Source organism: Pedobacter namyangjuensis (assembly GCF_003313325.1).
GTDB classification, from domain to species: domain Bacteria; phylum Bacteroidota; class Bacteroidia; order Sphingobacteriales; family Sphingobacteriaceae; genus Pedobacter; species Pedobacter namyangjuensis.
In genome coordinates this window covers 1,248,666-1,274,038 of record NZ_QMHQ01000001.1, presented here as the reverse complement: position 1 = coordinate 1,274,038, position 25,373 = coordinate 1,248,666, and the positions used below count along the sequence as shown (strand labels likewise).

The window sequence follows — 25,373 nt, the reverse complement described above, 5'->3', positions numbered from 1 at the left end:
TTTACAAGGTGATGTAAAGATGTCAGGTTTAAATTCGACGCCTAACATCTTCGGGTTATTATCTTGCTCCAGAGTACTTCAACACTAAAGCAACTTCTCGCTTTGTACTTGTCAGGTTCCAATGGAAATTTAATCTAAATGTTTTGGTAACAGGATCGTATCTGTTATCCATTCCCGTTCTGTTTACTAATGTTGCATTCACTCCAGATGACATGGTAACTAAATTTGTAACCGGATCTACTGTAGCAGTTAACGATTCGATACCAGAAACACTTGAAGTACCACCAGCCCATCTTAAGTTTGTAATTACCACAGAGTTAGCAGTTGCTGTAGTTAATGTCATATTAGGATTCCCAGCTAAACTACCGTTTAATACATCGTTAACGGTAGGTGTAGTTGGATTAGAATAACGTAACACTGAACTACCAGCTTCCACGGTGTAAATACCATCGTAAGCGTTTTTTGCACCGATAATGAAAATACCCGAGCCATAGTTTCTGCTTAATATACCCTTGGACGTAGATAAAATCTTAATCCCTAGTGCATAAGTTAAAGCAAAATTAAACTGTGATGTTTTTAATTTCAGGTTAAGTGTTGCAGATTTTTGTCCCTTTGGGATAGTTAATGTAAATGATGATGGCGTGTAAAGACTTGTAGGCAATACCGTCAATGCCGTATTAGTTGCAACAATTGAATTGTCTAAGCCAAGCGTTATGGTAACATCTTCTGGCGCACCATTTACCCCTGTATAATTTACAACAATCGGGCAGTCTACTTCCGGTTGAGACAAAAATGATTTTGTAACAGACGCATAAGCTGTTGAAGAAGCACGCGGTACCAAATCAGCCAGCTCAACAATTCCGTTTTCACCCCCGTTACCATCATTTGTGAATTGATTGGCTTCTTTTGCGCAAGAAGTAAAAAGGGAAATCCCTAAAACCAAAATTGCACTATATAATTTTAAATATCTTTTCATTTCTTTTCAGTTTGTGTTAGTTATTATCCCAAAAAATCTTTGTCGTAAAAGCGTCAATGCTAGCAACTGGCGGAACATTTGGGTTTAAGTTATATTCTGTTGTAGGATACAAACTTCTTACTGGTAATCTATCTGGTGTTGAACCAACAGATTGTGTCGAAGCAAAAGTGGTAGTTGCCGCGGTACCAGAAACTCTAGGATAACCTGTACGCTTATATTCCTGCCAAGCCTCAAAACCATTCACAAAATTTAGTGCAATGTATTTTTGCGTAATAATTGCTTCTAAACGCTCTGCATCTGTTGTTGCTAAATTATAGTTAACCAAATAACTGGTGGCGTTATTTGTTTTATACGTATTTAAATAAGCATCTAAAACGGCAGTGGTTGACGATGTAGTTGTTGTGCCAGATTTATTAAGGTAATTGTAAGAAGCTTTTATACCACTTTCAAAGTTTGCAGATGCTGAACCAGATAACACATGACCTTTTAATGCCGCTTCGGCCAATAGAAAATGTGTTTCAGCTGCTGAGAAAAATAACAAGCCCATTACACGGCTCTTCAACAAGCCTCTTGCTTCTGTAGAGGCTGTACCCGTCCCTGTTCCAACGTACCAATTTGGTGCACTACCCCAAACCGGATTGCTCTCCACTCCTAACTGTCCTCTTACTGGGTTACCCGAAAATGCTCTGTAAATTAATGTACCTCTGCCTGCATCGCTAAGCTTAGTACCATTGTAAAAGCTGTGGATCCAAGTTGATGGAATTACAGATTGAGCTACTGATGCTCCGGTGTAAGTTGACTGATAAGAATTCCAGAGTGGATTTTGAGTTGCCGCTGTACTTATGTAGCCTGGCTGTATTAAAACATCGTCCAACATAAACCCTTCTGCAGAAAAAGTTCCGAATGCATTATTAACAAATGACGTTAACGAACTATTTTGAGCTCTAGTTAATATTCGGAGCTTGATGTTATTGGCAAACTGAATCCACTTCGTAGTATTTCCACCAAAAACGATATCAGAAGTACCTAATGCAGTAACAGAACTTGATGAGCCAAATGTTCTTAGCTGTAAGATCGACTCATCAATTTGCTTAATCAAATCTTGATAGATAGTTGCGGCATCATCATAATGAGGCGTTACATTATCCGCACCCAAAAGTGCTTCACTGTAAGGTACGTTGCCATACTCATCCACCAAAAGCTGATAATAATAAGACTTCAGAATTCTAGCTACCGAATTATACAAAACATACTGTGGTTGGTCGGTTGTAGATTTAATAATGTACTGCAAACTTCTTAAATCTGAATACGCAGCAGTAAACAAACCTGTATTACTGTTATTATTGTAGTTATATGTAATTGTAGCGCTACCTACAAAAGAATAACCCCCAGCATTAGCCATGTATCCTACCATATAACCACCATAACTAAAATAAGTTAGGTAGTTACCTCCCATGTTGTTTAATACCGCTGGCAAAACAAGCTGTGGAGTAGACGATGTTGCCGAATTGGGATTATCATTAATGTCTAAATAATCCTTCTTGCAACTGCTAAAGCCGACAACAAGAAGCAAGATTATTGATATGTTTAAAATTCTTTTCATAATCTGTAATGTTAAAAAGTTAATGAAATAGTACCACCAAAGTATCTTGTAGGTGGCGTTGCCGACAATGAAGTTATACCTACTGCATTACTTCCAGAGCCGTTGCTACTTACATCAGGATCTCCCCAGGTATTTGATTCTGGCGCCCAAATAAATAAGTTTCTGCCTTGTGCACTGATAGTGGCAGTTTTTACGAACTTTACATTACTTAACACAGACGATGGCAGTTTGTAAGAAACTGCAAGCTCTCTTAACTTCCAATAGTTTCCTTTATAAATTGAGTTACTAGTTACGCCACTAAAACGTGGGCTGCTTGACCAAAAACCAGAGTTACCAGACGAAACAGTAACATCCGTATTTGCAACGTAGGTATTTGTTACAGGATCTAAATAAGAAGAGTTTGGAAAAACAAACTTCTCTCTGTTGTAGTAAACGGTACGAATACTTGAACCAGAAAAATCATAGGTTGAAGCTGCCGAACTGTATTGAACAAAACCGCCTCGATATTCAAATAAACCAGATAATGCCAATCCTTTCCAAGACAAGTTAAAGTCCAGCCCAAGTCTGTGTTTAGGTTGCGTATTACCCAAAACATTACCCGTGGTGGTACCTGTCGGATATCCTGTATTCCTGTCTACCACTACTCGGCCTTCAGAGTCTCTTATATAATCTGTTCCGATAATAATTGGATACGTTTGAACAAAAGTGTCTCCAAAAATAGTTCCGCTACCGCTAACACCTATACGGGTTAAATCTTGTGTTAGAGATATTAATTTGTTAATGTTGTGTGTGTAATTACCACCAACAACTAACCTCCATTTTCCATCGTTAATTGGCGTAATGTGCAATGCGCCTTCTAAACCTTCATTTTGCAATTCACCAGCATTTAGCAAGTAAGTACTATAACCAGTTGATGGTGTAATACCTGCGGTAATTGCTTGTCCAGTTGAACTGGTTTTATAATAGGTTGCCGTTCCATCAACTTTTCCTTTAAATAATCTAAAGTCTGCACCAAATTCATAACCAGTAGTAATCTCTGGCTTTAAATCGTTAGAAACAATACGCGAGCTAGGTGTAAATCCTGTTCCATAACCATAACCAGTTTGCGAACCAAATGTTGCAAGCAAACCGTAAGTACCAACGTTTACGTTACCAACTTTAGAGTATCCACCTCTTAATTTCAAATAATCCAATACTTTACTGCCTTTCAAGAAATCAAAAGCATCTGTAGGAATAAAAGAAACGTCTACCGCCGGATAGAAGAAAGATCTATTTGCAGGCGCTAGAATAGATACCCAATCATTTCTGCCGGTAACATGTAAATAAAGGTATTTTTTAAACCCTACGGTTAAATCTCCCCATACACCATATTGACGTGTATTAGAATTAGATTCGGAAGCACCTGGCGTACCCGTAATATTGGATAGATTGTATAATTCTGGCACTTGCAACCCCCCACCAGAAGCATACAAATCCTTAGAAGTAAAACTTCTTAGTGATGCTGCTGCTAAAAAATTAATTGAAAAATCCTTTATATCTTTTTTCATGTTGGCAATAAAGTCGGTGCTAAAATTGCTGTTTTGAAACAAGTTATCGTTAACAGAACTTCCCTCATTTGTTTTTGCCGAAGTAGACAATGCGTAAGCAGAATATACAAATCCCCTGTTAGAATTTTTATTTTCGTAATAACGATTACTTAATGAAGCTCTATAGGTTAGGTTCAGCCATTCCAAAGGTTTGTAGTTAAATTCCAACAAGCCGGTTAAATAGTCATTTTTTGTAGCTTGTCTATAGCCGTCAATTACCCAATAAGGATTTTCATAATAGTCGTTGTAATAGTTGTTTGGATTTGCCCAGCTATCTGGATTCTGCCAATCGGTATAGGTTAACAAAGGAATTTGCGCAGGTGTGTTTAGCAAAAACTGATACATAGAGCTCGTAGAATTTGTAGTATTGTACTTATTCTGCGTAAAACTAACGTTGTACTTAGCGCTAAAATTTTTGCTAAAACTACGGTCGCCGTTAAATCTAAAAGCAGCTCTAGTGTAATTGTCTTTTGGCGTAGTTCCATCGCCATCCAAATACTGTGCAGATATGTAAGTTGACGATTTATCATCTCCTAAAGAAAGAGAAAAGTCTGTTTGGTTGGCCACTCCCGTATTCCAAAAATCATACTTATCATTTCTAGGTGAATAAACAGCCATTTGAATGTTGCCAGATTCGGTAGGTCTTCCAATCGGCCTAAGTGTGCCATCGAAAGCGGGACCGTATTGTTGATTTTCGATTGGTTCGTAGACCACGGGAAAATCATCGGTACCAGAACCAAACCTGTTTTGAAGCTGCGGATAAAAACTAATTTTCTCTACTGCCGTGGTATTAGAAAATTTGATGATTGGCGCTCCCTTTTTACCTCTTTTTGTGGTTATAATTAAAACTCCATTAGATGCATCAGACCCGTAAAGCGCCGCACCACTTGCTCCGTTCAGTATCTGAATATCATCCACATCATCAGGATTGATGTTTCCCAAAAGTTCATTTGGTACAACAGCCCCATCTAACACAATTAGCGCTTGGTTATTTCCGGTAATAGATCTATCGCCTCTTAGCACCAAACGATAACTAGGATTTACTCCAGTACCCGTTGCGTTAACTTGCAAACCCGGCACTTTACCAGTTAAACCACCCGCAATAGTTGGCGATTTACCTGCTGTCAGTGTTTCTGCATCGATTCTTGTGGTAGCATAACCTTGCTCTCTTGCAGTACGCTTTATACCACCCGCAGCAATCACAACTTCGTCTAGCGCATTTGCGCTCGATTCTAAGGTAACATCAATGGTTTTTGAGTTAGCATTAATTTCCCTTGCCTGGAAACCAATGTAGCTAAAAACCAAAACTTCTTGGCCGGTAGAAGGTAGAGAAATACTATATTTCCCTTGTGGGTTGGTAACCACCCCTCTGTTTGTGCCTTTTAGTTTAACACTTACTCCCGGGATCGGCAAGCCATCATCTTTGGCCACAACAATTCCGGTAATGATTCTTTCTTGAGCGGAGACTTTCATCGCCGTAATAACAAAAAAGAATAGCAAACAACTTAGTAATTTTCTTTTCATTTACAGTTTGTTTAAAGTTTAGTTGATTAGTTGGTTAATTATTAAAATATCCCCATTTAAAAAGATGGAAATTCGATAAATCAAAATACACAAATAAAAAAATTGCTAAAAATCAATTTTTTTATAAAAAATATAAAAAAATCATAAAAATATAATAAAAATTAGACGATAAAACAAAAATATAGAACTATAAATATATAATTAGAGTAATTATTCGGCATAATTAATAAATTAATAGCAATATTTAAAAAAAATATTTAATTTTTAAAGCATAAATATGAAATATTAAGTGATTTTATATCGATTTATAGCATAAAATAAAAAGAAACATAAAAAAAATCATCAAAAAGATATAATTTTAGTTTAAAAACACGAATATTTACAAAATTTGACAAAAAATCCAACCAAAAAAGATCTGTACAGGTTCAGAAATGTAATTTTATCGTCCTGTAAAAGATTGGAAAGGCCGTGTTAAAAAAGGGCTTATTCGAGCAACAAAATCCCCAAGAACAATTTGCGATATTAGTTAGTTGTATATTTATCCTTAAATAATTGCCAATTGTATACTAGGTAGATTGTTTACTAATAAAAACACTTTAAAATTAATTTATGAAAAGCATTTCCATTATATCTGCCAGCATAAGAAATGGCCGAAACAGCCATCGTGTATCACTTTATTTAAAAAAATTCCTCGAAGAAAAACATCAACTAACAGTGAGCATAATCGACCTAAAAGAGTTAGACTTTCCATTGTTTGAAGAAAGGTTAAAGCTGATAGAAAGTCCAACATCAGCTATGCTGGCATTGGCAGATGAGATAACAAAGGCAGATGGTATTATAGTTGTAACGCCAGAGTATAATGGAGGTTATCCTGCCAGCTTAAAAAATGTTATCGATTTGCTTTATGCAGAATGGAAACGCAAACCAATTGGAATAGCTACCGTTTCGGCAGGTGCATTTGGTGGTTCGCAAGTAATTACCTCGCTTCAATTCAGTTTGTGGAAAATTGGAGCGTTAGTAGTTCCCGCAATGTTTCCGGTTGCTACTGTAGAAAAAACATTTGATGAGCATGGCAAACCAAGCGATGAGGTATCGACAGACAAAAAAGCTACCGCTTTTATAAACGAACTTATTTGGTGGATAGACGCTAAGCAAAAAATGGAAGGTTAAACAGCTTCAAGATATTTTTGGCTTAGTAAGCTTCATACTAAAATGAAACTTTATTAAACCAAAAAAATGAAAAAACTTGTAGCAGAATTTATTGGAACATTTTGGCTAGTACTAGGTGGTTGCGGCAGTGCCGTGCTTGCCTGTAATTATCCCGGCGCCGGCATTGGCTTTGTGGGGGTTTCTTTAGCCTTCGGATTAACCGTAATATCTATCGCTTATGCATTGGGGCATATTTCAGGTGCCCATTTGAATCCAGCAGTTTCTATTGGCGCATGGATAGCCGGCAGAATGGAAACAAAGGATTTAGTACCTTATATAGTAGCGCAGGTATTAGGCGGTATTGCAGGAGCGGGAATTTTGTACGTTATAGCTACCGGAAATGGCCAACCCATTGGCGGATTTGCCACGAATGGATACGGAGATTTTTCTCCCGGAAAATTTGATTTAGTATCTGCAGCGGTAACTGAAGTTGTTTTAACGTTTATATTTCTACTTGTAATACTTGGCGCCACAGACAGCCGTGCACCAAAGGGATTTGCAGGCTTAGCAATTGGATTAAGCTTAACATTAATTCATTTAATAAGCATACCAGTTACCAACACCTCGGTAAACCCGGCCCGTAGCACAAGCCAAGCACTTTTTGTTGGCGGAGAAGCATTAGGCCAACTATGGTTATTTTGGCTAGCCCCTATTGCCGGAGCAATATTAGCAGGGGTTGCTTACAAAAGCATCTTTGCGGAAAAACAAGCAAACTAGTAGGTAAAGCGCAGTTAAAGCTTTACACCACATTTAATCTAAATTTATACGCCAGCTAGAAACAGCTGGCGTTTTTATTTACTTAACTATTTAAGAAGAAATAAATCACCCAAAATTTGACTTATTTAGCTAATAAGTTGCATAGAATTAGTATCCTTGCATTAGAGAACTGTGCGCCTATCACAAACTTTAACACCTTATAATGTTAACTCAGGAAATAAATCGTCGAGATGCTAAAATCGAAATTACCTTAAGTCGTAAAACTGAGGGAAATTTCCTTTCTAAGCTTACCGCAGGGGCAAACGATAAAACCTTGATTATTTTCGATGGAAACCAAAAGCATGTTACGGTTAAGTTAAATGATAAGTCTCCTGCACACATTATACCGTTTCGCGACATTGAACAATTGATTATCCATCAACACAGAAGCGATGGAAAGTCTGATTTTAGAGTGGCTTTAATACTTAAAACAACACCTCGATACCTAGCACTATATTCATTCGGAAACCCAGATTTTGGCAAAACTTTATTCGAAGAATTAGAACTAAAAATTTTCGGCCAAATATCGCCAGCCGGTGTATACACAGATACTGCGGTTAAGCAAACCTTTAACCTTTAGGCCTGATTATTAGCATTTAGTTAAGTTTACGCTAAAAAACTTTGATAAGCATCTATTAGTTTAAAAATTATTTTAACTTTGGAAAAGCCATAGGTAATTGTATTTTTTACACTAAGGGTAATTTTTAATCAAATCAAAATAAGATGAGTATCATAATTCATGTCCATGCAAGACAAATCCTCGATTCTAGAGGTAATCCTACAATTGAAGTTGAAGTAACTACAGAGAACGGCCAAACTGGTCGTGCAGCTGTTCCATCTGGCGCAAGCACTGGTCAGCATGAGGCTGTAGAGTTACGCGATGGCGATAAAGCAACTTACATGGGTAAAGGTGTTTTAAAAGCTGTTGAAAACGTAAACACTTTAATTGCGAAGGAATTGTTAGGCGTTGACGTTTTTGAGCAAAACTTAATAGACAAGTTAATGATTGACTTGGATGGAACTGAAAATAAAGGAAAACTAGGTGCTAATGCTATTTTGGGTGTTTCTTTAGCAGTTGCAAAAGCTGCAGCCGCAGAAAGCAGACAACCACTATACCGTTATGTAGGAGGGGTTAATGCCAACACGCTTCCAATCCCGATGATGAACATCATTAACGGTGGTTCTCACTCTGACGCTCCTATTGCTTTTCAAGAATTTATGATTATGCCGGTGGGCGCTCCATCTTTCTCTGAAGCATTACGTTGGGGAACAGAAGTATTTCATAACTTAAAAGCTATTTTACACGATAGAGGATTATCTACGGCTGTAGGTGACGAAGGTGGTTTTGCACCAACGTTTGACGGTACTGAAGATGCAATTGAAACCGTTTTGAAAGCTATAGAAAAAGCAGGTTACAAACCAGGTTCTGATATTTGTTTAGCATTAGATTGTGCTTCTTCTGAGTTCTACAAAGACGGAAAATATGACTATACTAAATTTGAAGGTGCTACCGGGGTAATTCGTTCTAGCGAAGAGCAAGCTCAATATCTAGCAGATCTTTCAGTTAAATATCCTATTATCTCTATTGAAGATGGTATGGACGAAAATGACTGGACTGGCTGGAAAAGCTTAACTGACAAAGTTGGTGATCGCGTTCAATTAGTAGGTGATGATTTATTTGTAACCAATGTAAAACGTTTACAGCAAGGCATCGATACAAATACGGCAAATTCTATTTTAGTAAAAGTTAACCAAATTGGTTCGCTAACAGAAACGATTAATGCAGTTAGTTTAGCGCAAAATAGCGGATATACTTCGGTGATGAGTCACCGTTCTGGCGAAACTGAAGATACTACTATTGCAGATTTAGCAGTGGCTTTAAACTGCGGTCAAATTAAAACAGGTTCTGCATCACGTTCTGATAGGATTGCAAAATATAATCAATTACTACGTATCGAAGAGGAACTTGGCGAAAATGCTCGCTTTATTGGGAAAAACTTTAAGTATGCGAAGAAATAGTATTCGATTATCATATTAAAAAAACGCCTCCTGAAATATTTTAGGAGGCGTTTTTTTTTGACTTAATCGCTATTATTCCAATATTTTTTTCTGAATTGACAACAACTTACTTTCGGTTATTTTTTTGGGAGGATATAGATTCGATTCTCTAGACCATTCCACTTCCATATCATAAAAAGTACTAGCTGAAGTTATTTTATCATTTATTGCGTCATCAATAAAAAGCTTCCAGCGATTGTAATATAAAGATGAAAGTAAACCTCCCCATTCTTTGTGCGCATAATCTCTTAGTGTAGTTTTCGGATTATTGTCCGGTCCCCAAAAAGTAATTTGAGCTTTGGCATTGTACAATATATTTTTTGCATCTGGCAATCCCTTTCCTAAAGCCGTAGCTTGATTTAACCATCTGTTCAAAGAGAAATAGTGGTTATTGTTTAGCAAGCTATCTTGTTGCAAAATCATTGTTAAAAACCTACTACCCTTTTCTTTTATCAACATCTTATCTTTTGTCTGTATTGCTTTAACCAATTCATCGTAAGCCACATCGCCTTTATCGGCCATTACTTGCCTTAAAAAATCAGTTTTATCTGTTCGGTAAGTTTCAGAATTTTTAAATTGTTTATCAGCTTTGGTAAATAAAGCAACGGCCTGCTTAAAAAGCTTAATATCATAATTGCGTTTACGCGTACCCCAAGATGACACCGGATTAACCTTAAGCGATGGTCTTGCACAATAGATACTTTCCGATGGGCCTTCTTGGTAAAGAATCTTGCCCTTTTGGTCTATTGGACTACTATAAACAGTCTTGATGAATATCTTCCATGCATCTACAACATCCTGATTGTAACTTCCATATCTGTAAGTTGTGTAGTCCACAATCCATTTTTCGAGCGACGGCTTGTCATTTCGCCATGCAATATCCAACATCAAATCATAGGCTACGGGGTTGTTATTTAATCCCTCTGGAATAATGCCCACCCCTTTCAAATAATTTCCATACGGACTATGTTTTGCTTTATAAACTTCATCTAAAAACCTTTGAAGCCTTCCGTACAAACCATTTTTCTCACCAAAATTACTCACATTAGACCATATAAAATTCGTACCTCCATAACCTTTTCTTTGCTCCCAATTAGCTGTATTTTCGCCAAAAAGCTCTATAATCAAGGTGTTTTCCTTTTTTAAACCAGCTAATAACGCATCTGCAGGATTATTTTGCCAGCCCTGCAAAACCCACGTGCTGTTTGGAAAATTCTTTTGCATTACATCCTGAACATTTTTGGCTACCGCAGTAATATCCACTCCGCTTTTTTTACCTCCTTCGTGAAACGGCTCGCCGCCGAAAAACTTTATATCAGTTCCGTAAAGCTTTTTTAGCTCACTATAGTAAATGTCTGCTACTGTATTAAACTTATCGTTTGTAGGAGCTAAAATTGCCGGGCGAGTAAATTCTGTAAATACCCATTTTCCTTGGTCGATAATTTCAACATCTTTAAGTGCATTAACCTTTTTATTCAAATCATGCGGTACCATTCCGTAAAAACCCTGTAAAACTGGTTCAATCTGTAGTTCCTTCATCCTAGAAAGCAGCTTTTTCTGAATATTGGCCTGTAATTGCATCAACTGCAAACTATTAGGCCCTCCCCAACCTTCTAAATTGCCCATTAACCACCACGCCGTAAATGCTGGCCCCGGAATAAATGATTTCGCATCTTTGTCTGAGTAACCCAACTTAATTAATGTGTTGTACCATACCAATTCTGTACCCATAGGTGCAAGCATTATATTTACACCACTTAAAGCCATCCAATCTAATTCTTTTTCCCAATCCTCCCATGTATAAAAACTAAAAGAGTAATTAATGGTGCAGTAATTTAATGCATAGCGATATTGATAAGGTGAACTTATCCTAACTTTATCTTTAATTATTGGCAATTTTGAAACTACAGACAAATTACTACCCATATGCGACAAGCTTCTATTACAATAATATTTTAAATACCATCCTAAACCTTGCGCCGCCGCACTTGCATTTGTTGCACCGATAAAAACTTCCTTACCATCAGAACTGAGTTCGAAAACATCTTTTTCGCTCGCTACTATTTTAGAAAACCGTAGCGACTTAACCAACCAGGGCACTCTTCGCTCTGCAATGGATTTTACTGAACTAAAATCTTGTGCTTTTAAGATAGAAGTACTTATTAACAATAAAAATACTAGCAACAATTTTGTTTTATAAATTTTCATGTATTTAGCAAAAGTTGAATCGTAAGAATTCTTTTTTTTTTATTTTTTAAAAAGGAGCAACAAGGTTAAAATTATGCTCCTCCTTTGTTTTTTGCTTTTTAGTATAAATTAACCTCTGATAAAGAAGCGAATTTTTCGTTCAAATAATCACTTGTTGAAACTACTTTAAAATAGTTAAATGTTTTAGCACCATTAAATGGAAAATACTGAACACCATTTAAAGCCATTGTACCTGTATAAACGATTGTCCAGCTTACACCATCAATACTAGTTTCTACTCTAAAGTCTTTAATTTTACCTGCGCCTGCCTGCGTATCTTGCCTGGTATTTATTGATAAGCCATTAGCTGTAACCGCTGAAGCACCTGTTTTAATGGTTATAAAATGCGGATGTAGCTGAGGATTATCCCAAGAGGTATGCCAGTAGGTATTTGCATTGCCATCTAAAACGTTTGAAGCAACAAAACTACCTTGTGCTGTAGAGAACCCATTAATAGCCCATCCGGTTCTTGGCAGCAACGGGCGATCTCCAAAATCGATCACTGGAATATTATCTGCAAATTTATAGGAATAAGAAGTGCTCGTATTTGTACCATTTTGATGATGGAAGAAAACCTGCAACGTATAGTTACTATTCCCTCTTTTTATAAACTCTGCTATTGGCATTTTTATACTGAACGAATTATTGGCACCTGGCGTTGTGGTAAAGGTTATTGACGCATACCCATCAGGATCGGAACTTTCAATATTTCTAAACGTGATGTGGCTGGCTGGATTTGAGCTTGTATATTTTCCAGAAACTATAATTTCGCCATTTAAATACTTCGCTTCAATTTCTGAGATTTTGGAAGTTACGGGTTCATAAAATGTTTTAACCTCTTTACTAAAAACTTGGCAATTATTAAGTGTAGCTGCGTCAAAAAAACTTAAGAAGGTTGGCGATTTGCCATAAGTGTAGTTCCCCGAACCCATTAGCGTCATTCCATATGCTGGATTTGCTGCTTGCGATACGGTTGGCCCATTATGCGGCAAGTTTATGCCATGACCTAATTCATGTAACATACCTCCAATATAAACGGTAGCCTTATCTCCAACACTGCCAGGTTTACCTAAATTTTCATATTTTAAACCTGGAAAATCTACAGCGTAACACCACCTTCCAACGCCGTAATAAGGTATGGTGTGCGTATCTGTTTCTCCTTGGTCGTACTTTTTATTTGATGCTGTTAAAACCAAATAATGGTCACTTTTTAAATCTTGCGGATTTTGCTGAAAGTAAGTTTTAACCAATGCTTCGATTGCAGGGTAATTTGCGTAAGCATCACTATTTAAAGGTCCTCTAACCAAGTGAATTTTTACACGAGTATTTTCGGCATTTTTTAGTAAACCAAAAGTTTTTTCGCCAAAGCCCCAATTCTTCATTCCGTTTGCTACAAATTTTTGGCCTTCTATTAAAATTTTGCTAATTCTTTCTTCATAATCTGGATTGGCTACAGCATTATTTGGCACAAAATATACCACATTTAAATTGTAGGCATAATCTGATTTATATTCTGACGCTCCTGTAACTGGTGGTGTAACGGGCGGCGTTAAGGGGTTATCTCCTGTTCCCTTTTTGCAAGAAAGAACTAAAATAATTGACAAAGCGAACATCAACCTTGTTGTTAGGTAATAATAATTATTTAGCATAGTTATATTTGGTTTAGTCATTTTCAATTAGTCTTTATTAACTCCGCATAAGTTTTTTTCGAAGCATGCATCTTCAAACTTTAATGTGTTCTGGCTCAACTACCAAAAAAAGTAAATATTACTTTTATAAAAAATTAATAGAAGTAATAAAACTTTTAAAATATTTTATTAAACTAAAAGTACAAAAATTATTTTTACATCAAAATATATTTATGCTCAAGATTTTTTTCAGCAATTTTAACCTAACCAATCGAGGGAAACTTCAAAATTGGCGTGATTTAATTTTGTAAGAAGTTTTTATTTTAATACTATATTTGCAGTAACAATTTTCCAAAAACATGAAACGTTTATTAGAACTTTTACGCAACAAATACTTCTTAGCGGTGGTTGCCTTTGGTGTTTGGACTTTGTTTTTTGATAAAAACGACTTAATATCTCAGTACGAATACAGAAACGAGGTAAGTAAGTTACAGCAGGAAAAAGACTTTTACACCAAGGAAATTGCATTGGTAAAAAAAGATCTTAACGAATTAGACAGCAATCTAAATACTGCAGAGAAATTTGCACGCGAAAAATATTTCATGAAAAAGGATAATGAAGATGTATTCGTTATCGTAAAGGAGCAGGCAGAAAAATAAAGCTATCTAGCGCAAATGAAAACAAGTATTTTAATATTCTTTTTCTCTTTTGCCATTTACTGCACTACTGCCGCTCAAGATTTACCACATCTAAAAAGTATAAAGCTTAACAAAAATGCTCATTTTAAAGGTACCGAACCTTTGGTTTTAAAAGTTGTTGCGTACTTGTTTGAGACACCTATAGACAAAAAAAATAAGCAAAGAACCGAAGCGGGGCAATTTTTAATTAAATGGATGAACGGAACGCCCGATTATACCTTTTACCTTGAAGAAAAAGAAACTGATTTTTTTAATACCGATGCCGATTTTACACTAATGTATATGGCCGGGCTTACCAAATACAAACTGCAAAATCCCAATATTAGCGATAAAAATACCTTGTCCATTGGCGCCATGCAACTAACCCTGCCCTACCTTTACCAACAGGGAAACAAAAGTCGTTGGTCTACCAAACTTTGGGAACTAAATGACGCTAACCAAAAAGGAAAACTTAAAGAATTTTTGTACAATTAATTTATTAGGAGCGCAATTTCCTTCCTCTGCCTTAACGTCAATCCCGCTTTACGCTAAATTCCCGGTTTTTGTTAGTGCAAAATTAACGGATTAAAAACCGGGAGCTATCGCTTCAATCGGGGCTATTGTGCAAAAACTTTGCTAGTAGGTTAAGACGTTGTTAATTAAACCTGAAGGAAGTGGAAATACTTTTACCATTTGCACATTCGCTCATACACGATGACTTTTGACGGTAAAAGATTGAAACGAACTGCAGGGCTAAATTTGCCAAAAGCTACCAACATTGTTTTTCAAACACCTTTAATATCCAAACTTGGGCAAGGCAAGCTTGTAGCGTACTACGATAATTCTGAGGGTAAAGATAAAGGCAATTACGATAATTTTTGCAACATCTGTTTTAAGGTTAAACCATAGCAAAGCAAAATAAAGTATGCCACCTAAAATGCAGGCTGTGGCATAAATTTCCTTTCTGAAAATTAAGGGTATAGTATTTAAAAGCGTATCTCTAATAATACCACCAAAACATCCGGTTATGGTTCCCAATGCAACACAAATACCCGGGCTTAAACCAAAAACTATTCCTTTTTGAACCCCAACCATGGTAAAGAGTCCAAGCCCGATTGAGTCGAACAGGAAGAGCGTAATCTTAAATTTTTTAATTTGGGTTTTAAAATAGATAGTTAGCAAAGAGGTAACCAGAATAAGCAGGCAGTAGTTTACGTCTCGCATCCAGGCTACGGGTGTATCGCCTAAAAGCAAATCTCTAACGGTACCACCGCCAATTGAGGTAACAAAAGCAATTATTAGTACACCAAACGGATCAAGGCGTTTTTGCATAGCGGCAAAAGTACCCGATATCGCAAAAGCTATGGTTCCTAAAGTTTCTATTAATTCTATGGTGCTCCATTCCATCAGACTTCACCGTTACGTTTTCTTAAAAACCATTCTGTTGTTAGCAGTACTAAAATTAAAGCAAAAATCCACTTTAGGCTAATCAGTTCTTCATACTTGCGATCTTCGTAGCTAATCGTTTTTATTTGCCCGCTGTTTTCTAGTTCGTTAACTAAGTTAAGCAAGTTTTGTGGCATAACCATTTTACCATTGGTTTGCTGTGCCATAGCATACAACAACTGATGATTTGCGGTAGTTTGCTGATACTCTGCAATTAAAGCGTTGATGTAAAAGGCTCCACTAGCGATGTAATTTTTGCTACCCAAGGTTGCAGATGCGGTAAAAGTATAATTACCCTGTGGCAACAATCCTGCATCTAAACTGTAAGATGTTCCGCTTTTAGAAAAGGTATAGTTGTAAACTTTGCCTTCGGCATTTTTTACTTGTGCTTTAACTTCTGGTGTGTTTATAGGTTCATAAGCATCGTTGTAAAGCGTGGCGTTAAGTAACACACTTTCATTTTCATCGTAGGTTGTTTTGCTAGGATAAACCTTAAATTTCCGTTTATCATCCTTAACAGAAAGATATTGCACCGTTTTAGAAATTAGCTCATTTACCAACGGTAAACTCGGCTCGTTTTTGGCCTCTTCTAATTTCCACTTCCATATTCCTTCGCCCACCAAAAAGGCCAATTTTTTACCATTGTCTTCCATAAAAAACAACATAGGGTTTTGGGTATTTACCCTACCAATGCGCTGATTAAATACAGCGGTATAATTACCGTTAACACTTAGGTTAGCAAATTGGGTTTGCAAAGGGTCGTAATTTGCTAGTTGTTTTAAAGCTGTAGCGTCTATACTAAAAGTGGTAAAGTTTGGTTCAGCATAGGGGAAAGTTTCTTGTAGTGAACCATTTGCTCGTGAGAACTTTACATTATTTTGCAACCTGCTAAAATCATTTAAATTACTTTGCGCACCAAAAACATACCATAATGGCATTTTAGAATCGGCCAGTTTTTTAACAAAAGCAGTAGCGCTATTAGTAATTGCAGGCAACTGATAAAGAATAGCCAAGCTATAGCTATTTATATCAACATTTGCCAAATCATCGGCCAATGCCAAGGTAACTTCATAATGTTTGTTAGCTTCTATGGCTTGCTTAATTGCGCCCAAGTCTGGGTGTGGCGCATTACTTGCCAATAAAACTTTTTGCCTTCCATCAATTACTTCAACAAAAATAGTTTGACTGTTATTTTTAGTGGTAATCTCGTTTTTTAATGCGGATACATTAATGGTGTATTTCTGGATACCTACTTTAGTTGCTTTTAGTTTTACAGTTGCATCTTTTACAAAAGTGGCAGCATTTATTGCAATAGATTGTGTTGCTACTTTACTTCCGTTTTCAGAAACACTAAGCTGCGCTGTTTCTCCTTTACTTTCAAAAGCTTGAAGTTGAATATCCAACGTAAACTCATTATCTAAATAGACTATGTTGTTGTAGTTTACATTAGCGATAAGTAAATCGCGTTTAGAAACCGTATCGCCCATTGCAATGGTGTAAACAGGGGCTTTGATTTTATTTAATTCGTAGATTGGGTTTCCGCCACGATTAAAAATTCCATCGCTTGCAAGAATAATCGCACCAACGTTTCTATTCACCAACTCATCGTTTAGTTGATTTACAAGTTGAGAAGCATTGCTTAGTTTACCATCGCCACTAAACCTCAAACCTGTTTTTACACTATCGCTAAAACTGTAGGTTTTAACGTCGTATTTCTCGGCTAACTTACGTTCAAGCTCTTTTAAATCTGATTGAAATTTAGCTTTATTAAAACCTGCAGGTATTATTTGCCCCACAGAAAGCGAATTATCGTTAGCTAAAACAATAATCGGTTTTTCGGGCGTGTAAGAAATCCGTTTAACTAAAGGTGCAAAAATTAAAAATGCCGTAACGGCAACTACTAACATTCTTAACCCAGCCAAAACGTAGTTTAGTTTGCTGCTTAGGTTTTTATTGCGTTTATACAGCAACCAAGCATACAGCACACCTAATAATAAGCATGCTAAAAAAATTAAAACGGAAGTTGCGGAAAAAAAATTACCCATGGCTTAAATGTAAAGATGCTACATAAAGTTTAAAGTAAAAAGGCAAAAGTAAAAAGAGCCAATAGAGCGGTAATTGTTGTAATTTTTATTTAGTTTTAGAATGATGGAATATCATTGCACTACCAAACACTAAACACATGAAACTATTATTAATCTGCATTTTTTCTATGATGATAAATCTATCAGCTTCTGCTCAAAAAGGCTTTAAAACAGCACAACTGAAGTTTGAAAGGGTACGTACTGCCTATGCAGAAAAGGGAGAAAAATTGCAAAAGGATTTACAGAAAGCCGGGTTTACAAGCAACTTTCAGTTATTTATTTCGGCTTACAAAGCCGAACAAAAATTAGAAGTCTGGCTTAAAGGCAATGGACAAAACCAATATAAACTTTTTAAAACCTACGATTTTTGCGAAAGCTCTGGTACGCTTGGTCCGAAAGTAATTGAAGGTGATTTGCAAACGCCCGAAGGTTTCTATAAAATAAATGTGTTTAACCCTATGAGTAGTTTTCATCTGTCGTTAGGTGTAGATTACCCAAACAAAATTGATGCAGTACGCACCGGACCAAATAGAAAAACAGGCGGCGAAATTTACGTTCATGGCAATTGCGTAACCGTAGGTTGTATTCCGCTAACAGATGATAAAATTAAGGAGGTTTACGTTTTGGGCGTTGAAGCTAAGGACAATGGGCAAAGCGACATACCAATTTATATTTTTCCGTTTAAAATGACGGAAGGAAATATGAAAAAGTATATTGCTCAATTTCCGGCACAAGCTGATTTTTGGCAAAACCTACAGCACGGTTATGCCTATTTCGAAAAGTTTAAAACTTTGCCAGCGGTAAGTCAGGTTAAAGGTAAGTACGTAGTTAAATAGAATTGTTAGAAGATTTAAATGTTATGAAGTTTTAAGGTTAGGATATTAAAATAATAGACACATAACTATAGTATCTGCTGTTACCTCACTTTCTTACAATTTGGTAAAATTTTGTACGCCAAGATACCGACCGATAGTTTTTAAAATAAAAAATGCATAGTTAAACTAATAACTATGCATATAAATTTATAAATGAAAATTGCTTTGCTAAGCTTGCAATAACGAGCGAAATAAACTCTCCATCTTAATCCATTTTGCCTTCTAACTCACTTACAGCATTCCGCCACAAACCGACAAGGTTTGTCCGGTTACGTAAGCGCTCATATCTGATGCTAAAAACACACAAACGTTAGCGATATCTTCAGTTTCGCCAGCACGTTTCAATGGGATATCTTTTTCCCAACCCGCAACAACTGCCGGATCTAAAACTTCTGTCATTTCGGTACGAATAAATCCTGGCGCAACAACATTTGCACGAATATTTCTAGAACCTAATTCTTTAGCTATAGATTTGGTAAAACCAATAATACCAGCCTTAGAAGCTGCGTAGTTAGCCTGACCAGCATTACCTGTAACACCAACTATAGAACTCATATTAATGAAAACACCCTTACGAGCTTTCATCATTACTTTAGAGGCAGCTTTGGTTACGTTAAAAATAGATTTTAGGTTGATGTTGATTACATCGTCCCAATTCTCTTCGCTCATGCGCATTAGCAAACCGTCTTTGGTGATACCAGCGTTGTTCACTACGATATCAATTGTACCAAATTCTGCAACAATATCGTTAATCAGTTGCTCAGCTTCATCGAATTTAGAAGCATCAGAACGGTAACCTTTAACCTTAGTACCAAAACTTTGTAGTTCTTGCTCTAAAGCTTGTCCTTTTTCTACAGATGATAAATATGTAAAAGCTACGTTGGCACCTTGTTCTGCAAATTTTTCGGCTATTTTGCGACCTATTCCTTTTGATGCACCAGTAATTAGTGCTGTTTTTCCTTCTAATAATTTCATTATGAAATGTTGTAAAGTTGAAATATTTTAATGATGTAAAGTTAGCATTTAAAGATAAAAACTACAGCTTTTTTTGACTCAGCTGAAATACATTGCCTTCGATATCTTCCCCATCACAAAACAGAAAATCTATGCCTTTAAAGGATTTAATTTCTTTCATCATTATCCCTTTTGTTATCAGTTTATCTCTGAAATCTGATAACCCTTCTGTAAGTGTAAAAACTAATTTAACATTGCTTGCAACCTTAAAGTCTTTTTCACTTCTATATTCAGCACCAATACTATGAAATGCAAGCTCAATCTGCCCGGCTTTTAATACTACCCACTCATTTTCAATTTCTTCAATCAGTTCTAACTTAAAATTCGACTGATAAAAATCTTTTAATCCCGCTATATTATTGCCAAATAAAATGATTCGATTTAATTTTAACATAACCCTAAACAGCTGGCTCCTGCTGACTCAAACAGTGGAAACTTCCTAATCCCCAGATAATATCTACAGAGTTTATGCCCACTACTGGTCTATCCGGAAAACAGCCCTGAATAATATCTAATGCTATCTGATCATTTACATCGTCAAAAATCGGTACAATTACGGCAGCATTAGCAATATAAAAATTAGCGTAAGATGCAGGCAAACGAGTATCTTCAAAAATAACTGGCGAAGGCATTGGCAGTTTTACAATGTTTAACGGCCTGCCGTCTGGCAATCTCATTTCTTTTAAAGCCTCGTAGTTTTCTTGCAGTAAAATGTGGTTTTCGTCTAAAGGGTTACTTTCCAAAACCGTTAAAACCGTATCCTCATTTACAAAACGAGTAATATCGTCTATATGGCCATCGGTATCATCTCCTACAATACCGTCTCCTACCCAAAGAATTTGTTCAGCTCCGTAAAATTCCTTTAAATAAGTCTCTATTTGCTCTTTATTTAAATGCGGATTTCTATTCTCATTTAACAAACAAGCAGTGCTAGTTAAAATAGTTCCAGCACCATTAAACTCTACCGATCCACCTTCCATTACAATATCTGGCGTAAACAATGGCAAATTAAAATGCTGGGCAATTTTAGTCGGAATAACATCGTCTAAATCGTAAGGCGGATATTTCCCTCCCCAAGCGTTATAACCCCAATCTACCACTGCTTTTTCGTTTCCTTTAACCACAAAAGCAGGACCATGATCGCGGCACCAAGCGTCATTGCTTTCATTAAAGTAAAACTCTATCTTACTTAAGTCAGCTTCAACTTTTTCAAGTTCAGAAACAGCAAAGGCTTTCATTTCTTCATCTTTCACGTTGATTCGCACTTTTTCGCCCGTGGCAACAATTTTAATAAACTCGCAATAGGGTTTATAAATCGTTTCAATTTTCCCCGGCCAGCTTGCCTCCTTATGCGGCCAGCTTAACCAAGTAGCTTCGTGCTTAGTCCATTCTGCAGGGAATTGATATCCTTGCTTTTTTGGCGAATTTGCAAATTCTGGTTGCTCAGAAGTATTTATAACTTTAATTGACATTGTATTTTTGTGTAGAGACCTTCAACAAGCTCAGGATGAGAATTAATATTAAAATTTAGCAGCTTTTCGCTTTCAGACTTTCTTCTTAGTCCCCGTCAATATATCTTTTTGTAATTGGCTGATAAGAATCAATTCTCCTATCGCGTAAAAAAGGCCAGTGCTTGCGGATGTAATCGCTCTGTTTCAAGTCAATATCTACCACCTCTGTTTCTTCTTTATCGTGCGAAGCTAAGTAAAGCAACTTGCCTTGCGCATTGGTAGCAAAACTTCCACCCCAGAATTTCATCCTACCTTCTTGCTCAAAACCAACACGATTTACGCTAATTACCGGTAAGCCATTAGCTACAGAATGTGAACGTTGTATCGTTTGCCATGCATTATACTGGTCTTTATTGGTTTCTTCGTCTTGCGTAGTATCCCAACCAATTGCTGTTGGATAGAACATGATATCAGCGCCCATTAAAGCAGTAATTCTCGAAGCTTCCGGATACCATTGATCCCAACAAATTAAGATACCGATTTTAGCGAATTTGGTTTCGAACACTTTATAGCCTAAATCACCTGGCGTAAAGTAAAATTTCTCATAATAAGCCGGATCGTCTGGAATATGCATCTTACGGTACTTACCCAAATAAGAACCATCAGCATCCAAAACTGCGGTAGTGTTATGGTACAAACCTTCCGCACGTTTCTCAAATAACGAAGCAATAATTACTACGCCTAATTCTTTCGCAACTTCTTGCAAAGCATCTGTAGATGGGCCAGGTATTTTCTCCGCTAAATCGAAATTATCATAATCCTCTACGTCGCAAAAATACAACGAGGTAAAAAGCTCTTGCAAACAAACAATCTGCGCACCTTTTGCTGCGGCTTCTCTAACTTTTGCAATCGCTTTATCTAAATTTTCTTGTTTATCTTTAGTACAAGTCATTTGTACCAAGCCAACTTTCACTTTGCTCATCCGTATAAAATTTGAACTGCAAAATTAACAATTTTGATTAAGGATTAAGGAACAAAGATGAAAGACTGCTTTTAAAATTTAAATTTTCATTAGAAAAGCAAATGCAGTATAACGGATTAAAGTTAGTCTGGCTATTCGTTACAATCTTTTACTCCTAAATCCCCTAAAGGGGACTTGTTGTAAAAGTATTTCCACTGCTATCCAGTTTAGATAATTAAGTTTTTGCTACTATGAGGGGTTGCAGTTTGCCAAGAACCACTGTAGGTTGTTATTTAAACCCGATTGGATGAATGCCATTTTTCATGGCAGAAAGTAAAGCGGGACTGCAGAGCCAATGAAATGCTGACATTCATTTTCAAAAAATGTTAATTTTTTAGTCGTTCAGAAGCCACTGATAGCTATTTAAATCAGGCTATCTCTATATTCTTGCTGTAGCTCGAACAAACATTTAGCACATAAACAACCATCGTAAAGTTCAGAGATATGTTGCACCTCGTTAATGCTCAATTGCACTACACTACATTGACATTTGGTATAAGAATTTGCCTTACATTCAATAGCCGTTCCGCAACGTTCGCAGGGAATAATTTCGTGTTTGCTATGGTTTAAGGTTGATGGCATAAGGTAAAAGGCATAAGGTATGACCTACTGCATTACAAAAATATAAACAAAAAATAAGGTTCTGAACTTTATGTCCAGAACCTTAAATATTATTGCTTTTGAATTATAAGTGTTCAGATTGCTTTAAGACTGCTTCGTTCGTCGCGATGACGTTGAAGTAGGCAGTTTTCCAGCTGTAATCTTTTATACTTGCTCTTTCATCTTTGTTATTACTATCCTGAGCAGCTAATGCAACCTTCTTCCATTGAGCAAACTGGTCCGTCTACAATTTCTTCTGCAACTTGATCTTGTGGAATAGTTGCTGGAATTACAGCCTCGATAGCTTTACCACCTTGGTTTTCTACGGTGAACTTAACCGCTTGCGAAGCAGCTTGTGTACGTAGGTAATACATACCGGTTTTTAAACCTTTTTTCCAAGCGTAGAAGTGCATTGAAGTTAGCTTCGAAGTATTTGGTGCATTGATAAACAAGTTTAGCGATTGAGATTGGCAAATATATGCTCCTCTATCTGCAGACATGTCGATGATGTTTTTCATCTTGATCTCCCAAACTGTTTTGTACAATTCTTTGATATAATCTGGAATTTCGGCAATGTCTTGGATTGAACCATTTGCTAAAATGATTCTGTCTTTCATTTGTGGTGTCCATAAACCTAAAGCCACTAAATCTTTTAACAAGTGTTTGTTTACTACAATAAACTCGCCACTTAACACACGTCTGGTGTAAATATTAGAAGTATACGGTTCGAAACATTCGTTGTTACCTAAAATTTGAGAAGTAGAAGCGGTTGGCATTGGCGCAACCAATAAAGAGTTATAAACGCCAGATTTTACTACGCGTTTACGTAATGTTTCCCAATCCCAACGGTTGCTATCTGGTGTAACATTCCATAAATCGAACTGGAATTTACCTTTAGACAATGGCGAACCTTTAAAAGTTTTGTAAGCACCATGTTTAACCGCTAAATCTGCAGAAGCTGACATACCTGCGAAATAAATGGTTTCAAAAATCTCTTTGTTTAACTGCTTAGCGGCATCACTCTCAAAAGGTAAACGCAATAAAATAAATGCATCTGCCAAACCTTGTACGCCTAAACCAACCGGACGGTGGCGGAAGTTAGAGTTCTCTGCTTCTTTAACTGGGTAATAGTTATAATCGATGATTTTATTAAGGTTTAAAGTAGCTTGGTAAGTTACTTCGTATAATTTTTGGTGATCAAATTCTCCGTTAATTACAAACCTAGGCAATGCTAAAGAAGCCAAATTACAAACCGCAACCTCGTCTTTAGAAGTATATTCGATAATCTCGGTACATAAGTTAGAAGACTTGATTGTACCTAGATTTTGCTGGTTAGACTTACTGTTAGCTGCATCTTTATACAACAAATAAGGTGTACCTGTTTCAATCTGAGAATCTAAAATTGCAAACCAAAGCTCTTGTGCTTTAATTGTTTTACGAGCTCTTCCTTCTCTTTCATAACGTGTATAAAGTTCGTTAAACTCTTCGCTGTGGCAATCTGCTAAACCAGGTGCTTCATCTGGAGAGAATAAGCTCCAATCGCCATTTTCTTCCACACGTTGCATAAATAAATCGCAAACCCAAAGTGCATAGAATAAATCACGAGCACGCATTTCTTCTTTACCGTGGTTTTTACGTAAATCTAAAAACGCAAAAATATCTGCATGCCAAGGCTCCAAATAAATTGCGAACGCACCTTTACGTTTACCTCCACCTTGATCTACGTAACGGGCAGTGTCGTTAAACACTTTTAACATTGGTACAATACCGTTACTAGTACCGTTTGTACCACCAATGTACGCACCAGTTGCACGAATGTTGTGGATGCTTAAACCAATACCACCAGCACTTTGAGAGATTTTAGCAGTTTGTTTTAACGTATCATAAATGCCTTCAATACTGTCATCTTGCATGGTTAACAAGAAACATGACGACATTTGAGGTTTTGGTGTAGCAGCGTTGAACAAAGTTGGTGTAGCATGTGTAAACCAACGCTCGCTCATTAAATTATAAGTGGTAATTACGCTTTCAATATCATCTTTATGGATACCAACGGCAACACGCATAAACAAATGTTGTGGGCGCTCTACAATGGCTCCGTTTACCTTTAACAAATAAGATTTTTCTAAGGTTTTGAAACCGAAATAATCAAAGCCGAAATCTCTATCGTAGATAATTGTGCTATCTAAAATATCAGCGTTAGCGTTAATTACCTGCCAAACATCTTCTGCAATTAAAGATGAAGGTTTTTCTGTTTTTGGGTCGATGTAGGTGTACAACATTTCCATCGTTTTAGAAAACGATTTTAATGTGTTTTTGTGCAAGTTGGAAACTGCAATACGCGATGCCAACAACGCATAGTCTGGATGTTTAGTTGTTAATGAAGCTGCTGTTTCTGCCGCAAGATTATCAAGTTCAGAAGTTGTAACGCCGTCGTACAAACCCTCAATTACTTTTCTTGCAACATCAATCGGATCAACTAATTCAGCATTAAAACCATAACACAACTTCTCTATACGAGCTGTTATCTTATCAAACTTTACCGGCTCTTTACGGCCATCTCTTTTTATTACAAACATCCTTTACAAGTATTTATGGTGCTTATTGCGGTAACAGCG

The 25,373-nt window shown here is 36.6% G+C and carries 20 protein-coding genes; 7 read left to right on the top strand and 13 right to left on the bottom strand.

Annotated features, from left to right (window positions below; genetic code table 11):
- Positions 1–58: 58 nt before the first annotated feature.
- From DUT69_RS05690 to DUT69_RS05680, 3 genes are read right to left on the bottom strand one after another with little or no spacing between them, the layout of a single operon-like run.
- On the bottom strand, positions 59–976 hold the full coding sequence (locus DUT69_RS05690; protein ID WP_113652131.1) for a DUF1735 domain-containing protein: 918 nt from the start codon (positions 974–976) through the stop codon (positions 59–61).
- 16 nt (positions 977–992) lie between these two features.
- Positions 993–2,579: a SusD/RagB family nutrient-binding outer membrane lipoprotein gene (locus tag DUT69_RS05685; RefSeq protein ID WP_113652130.1), complete on the bottom strand. Its 1,587-nt coding sequence runs from the start codon at positions 2,577–2,579 to the stop codon at positions 993–995.
- An 11-nt stretch (positions 2,580–2,590) separates the two neighbouring features.
- The gene (locus DUT69_RS05680; RefSeq protein WP_240186666.1) at positions 2,591–5,689 is read right to left on the bottom strand and encodes a SusC/RagA family TonB-linked outer membrane protein; all 3,099 of its coding nucleotides are present in this window, start codon (positions 5,687–5,689) and stop codon (positions 2,591–2,593) included.
- Between the two features lie 609 nt (positions 5,690–6,298).
- On the opposite strand from DUT69_RS05680, the gene DUT69_RS05675 reads away from it, so the two are divergent.
- The 4 genes from DUT69_RS05675 to eno all read left to right on the top strand — a co-directional run bounded on the left by DUT69_RS05675 (position 6,299) and on the right by eno (position 9,673).
- Positions 6,299–6,859: an NADPH-dependent FMN reductase gene (locus DUT69_RS05675; protein WP_113652128.1), complete on the top strand. Its 561-nt coding sequence runs from the start codon at positions 6,299–6,301 to the stop codon at positions 6,857–6,859.
- A gap of 66 nt (positions 6,860–6,925) precedes the next feature.
- Positions 6,926–7,615, top strand: a complete 690-nt coding sequence (gene aqpZ / locus DUT69_RS05670) for an aquaporin Z (RefSeq protein ID WP_113652127.1) — start codon at positions 6,926–6,928, stop codon at positions 7,613–7,615.
- A gap of 202 nt (positions 7,616–7,817) precedes the next feature.
- Positions 7,818–8,234, top strand: coding sequence for a hypothetical protein (locus DUT69_RS05665; protein WP_113652126.1), 417 nt, complete (start codon positions 7,818–7,820; stop codon positions 8,232–8,234).
- A gap of 143 nt (positions 8,235–8,377) precedes the next feature.
- Entirely contained in the window at positions 8,378–9,673 is a 1,296-nt protein-coding gene (gene eno / locus DUT69_RS05660) for a phosphopyruvate hydratase (protein ID WP_113652125.1), read from the top strand.
- A 72-nt stretch (positions 9,674–9,745) separates the two neighbouring features.
- On the opposite strand, the gene DUT69_RS05655 is transcribed toward eno, so the two are convergent.
- Together DUT69_RS05655 and DUT69_RS05650 are read right to left on the bottom strand one after the other, a co-directional pair.
- Positions 9,746–11,920, bottom strand: coding sequence for an alpha-N-acetylglucosaminidase (locus tag DUT69_RS05655; protein ID WP_113652124.1), 2,175 nt, complete (start codon positions 11,918–11,920; stop codon positions 9,746–9,748).
- Positions 11,921–12,018: 98 nt separating this feature from the next.
- Positions 12,019–13,629, bottom strand: coding sequence for a discoidin domain-containing protein (locus DUT69_RS05650; protein ID WP_113652123.1), 1,611 nt, complete (start codon positions 13,627–13,629; stop codon positions 12,019–12,021).
- A 317-nt stretch (positions 13,630–13,946) separates the two neighbouring features.
- Here DUT69_RS05650 and DUT69_RS05640 point away from each other — a divergent pair, with 317 nt between their 5' ends.
- Together DUT69_RS05640 and DUT69_RS05635 are read left to right on the top strand one after the other, a co-directional pair.
- Positions 13,947–14,246, top strand: a complete 300-nt coding sequence (locus tag DUT69_RS05640) for an FtsB family cell division protein (protein ID WP_113652121.1) — start codon at positions 13,947–13,949, stop codon at positions 14,244–14,246.
- 15 nt (positions 14,247–14,261) lie between these two features.
- A complete protein-coding gene (locus DUT69_RS05635) occupies positions 14,262–14,759 on the top strand; it encodes a hypothetical protein (protein ID WP_113652120.1) in 498 nt (165 codons plus the stop codon).
- Between the two features lie 300 nt (positions 14,760–15,059).
- Here DUT69_RS05635 and DUT69_RS05630 read toward each other — a convergent pair whose 3' ends face one another.
- Positions 15,060–15,671, bottom strand: a complete 612-nt coding sequence (locus DUT69_RS05630; RefSeq protein ID WP_113652119.1) for a trimeric intracellular cation channel family protein — start codon at positions 15,669–15,671, stop codon at positions 15,060–15,062.
- Positions 15,671–17,755, bottom strand: coding sequence for a vWA domain-containing protein (locus tag DUT69_RS05625; protein ID WP_113652118.1), 2,085 nt, complete (start codon positions 17,753–17,755; stop codon positions 15,671–15,673). Before DUT69_RS05625 ends, DUT69_RS05630 begins: the two co-directional genes overlap by 1 nt.
- A 137-nt stretch (positions 17,756–17,892) precedes the next feature.
- On the opposite strand from DUT69_RS05625, the gene DUT69_RS05620 reads away from it, so the two are divergent.
- The gene (locus tag DUT69_RS05620; RefSeq protein ID WP_113652117.1) at positions 17,893–18,630 is read left to right on the top strand and encodes a L,D-transpeptidase family protein; all 738 of its coding nucleotides are present in this window, start codon (positions 17,893–17,895) and stop codon (positions 18,628–18,630) included.
- Between the two features lie 270 nt (positions 18,631–18,900).
- Here DUT69_RS05620 and fabG read toward each other — a convergent pair whose 3' ends face one another.
- From fabG to DUT69_RS05590, 6 genes are all read right to left on the bottom strand, one after another.
- Complete coding sequence (gene fabG, locus DUT69_RS05615; protein WP_113652116.1) at positions 18,901–19,644, bottom strand: 3-oxoacyl-[acyl-carrier-protein] reductase; 744 nt, start codon at positions 19,642–19,644, stop codon at positions 18,901–18,903.
- 61 nt (positions 19,645–19,705) lie between these two features.
- Complete coding sequence (locus DUT69_RS05610) at positions 19,706–20,077, bottom strand: VOC family protein (RefSeq protein ID WP_113652115.1); 372 nt, start codon at positions 20,075–20,077, stop codon at positions 19,706–19,708.
- 4 nt (positions 20,078–20,081) lie between these two features.
- Positions 20,082–21,155 (bottom strand): agmatine deiminase family protein, encoded by a 1,074-nt coding sequence (locus DUT69_RS05605; RefSeq protein ID WP_113652114.1) that lies wholly within the window; start codon positions 21,153–21,155, stop codon positions 20,082–20,084.
- Positions 21,156–21,240: 85 nt separating this feature from the next.
- Complete coding sequence (locus DUT69_RS05600) at positions 21,241–22,116, bottom strand: carbon-nitrogen hydrolase (protein ID WP_113652113.1); 876 nt, start codon at positions 22,114–22,116, stop codon at positions 21,241–21,243.
- A gap of 402 nt (positions 22,117–22,518) precedes the next feature.
- Positions 22,519–22,737, bottom strand: coding sequence for a cysteine-rich CWC family protein (locus DUT69_RS05595; RefSeq protein ID WP_113652112.1), 219 nt, complete (start codon positions 22,735–22,737; stop codon positions 22,519–22,521).
- A gap of 212 nt (positions 22,738–22,949) precedes the next feature.
- Positions 22,950–25,334 (bottom strand): ribonucleoside-diphosphate reductase subunit alpha, encoded by a 2,385-nt coding sequence (locus DUT69_RS05590; RefSeq protein ID WP_113652111.1) that lies wholly within the window; start codon positions 25,332–25,334, stop codon positions 22,950–22,952.
- Positions 25,335–25,373 lie beyond the last annotated feature (39 nt).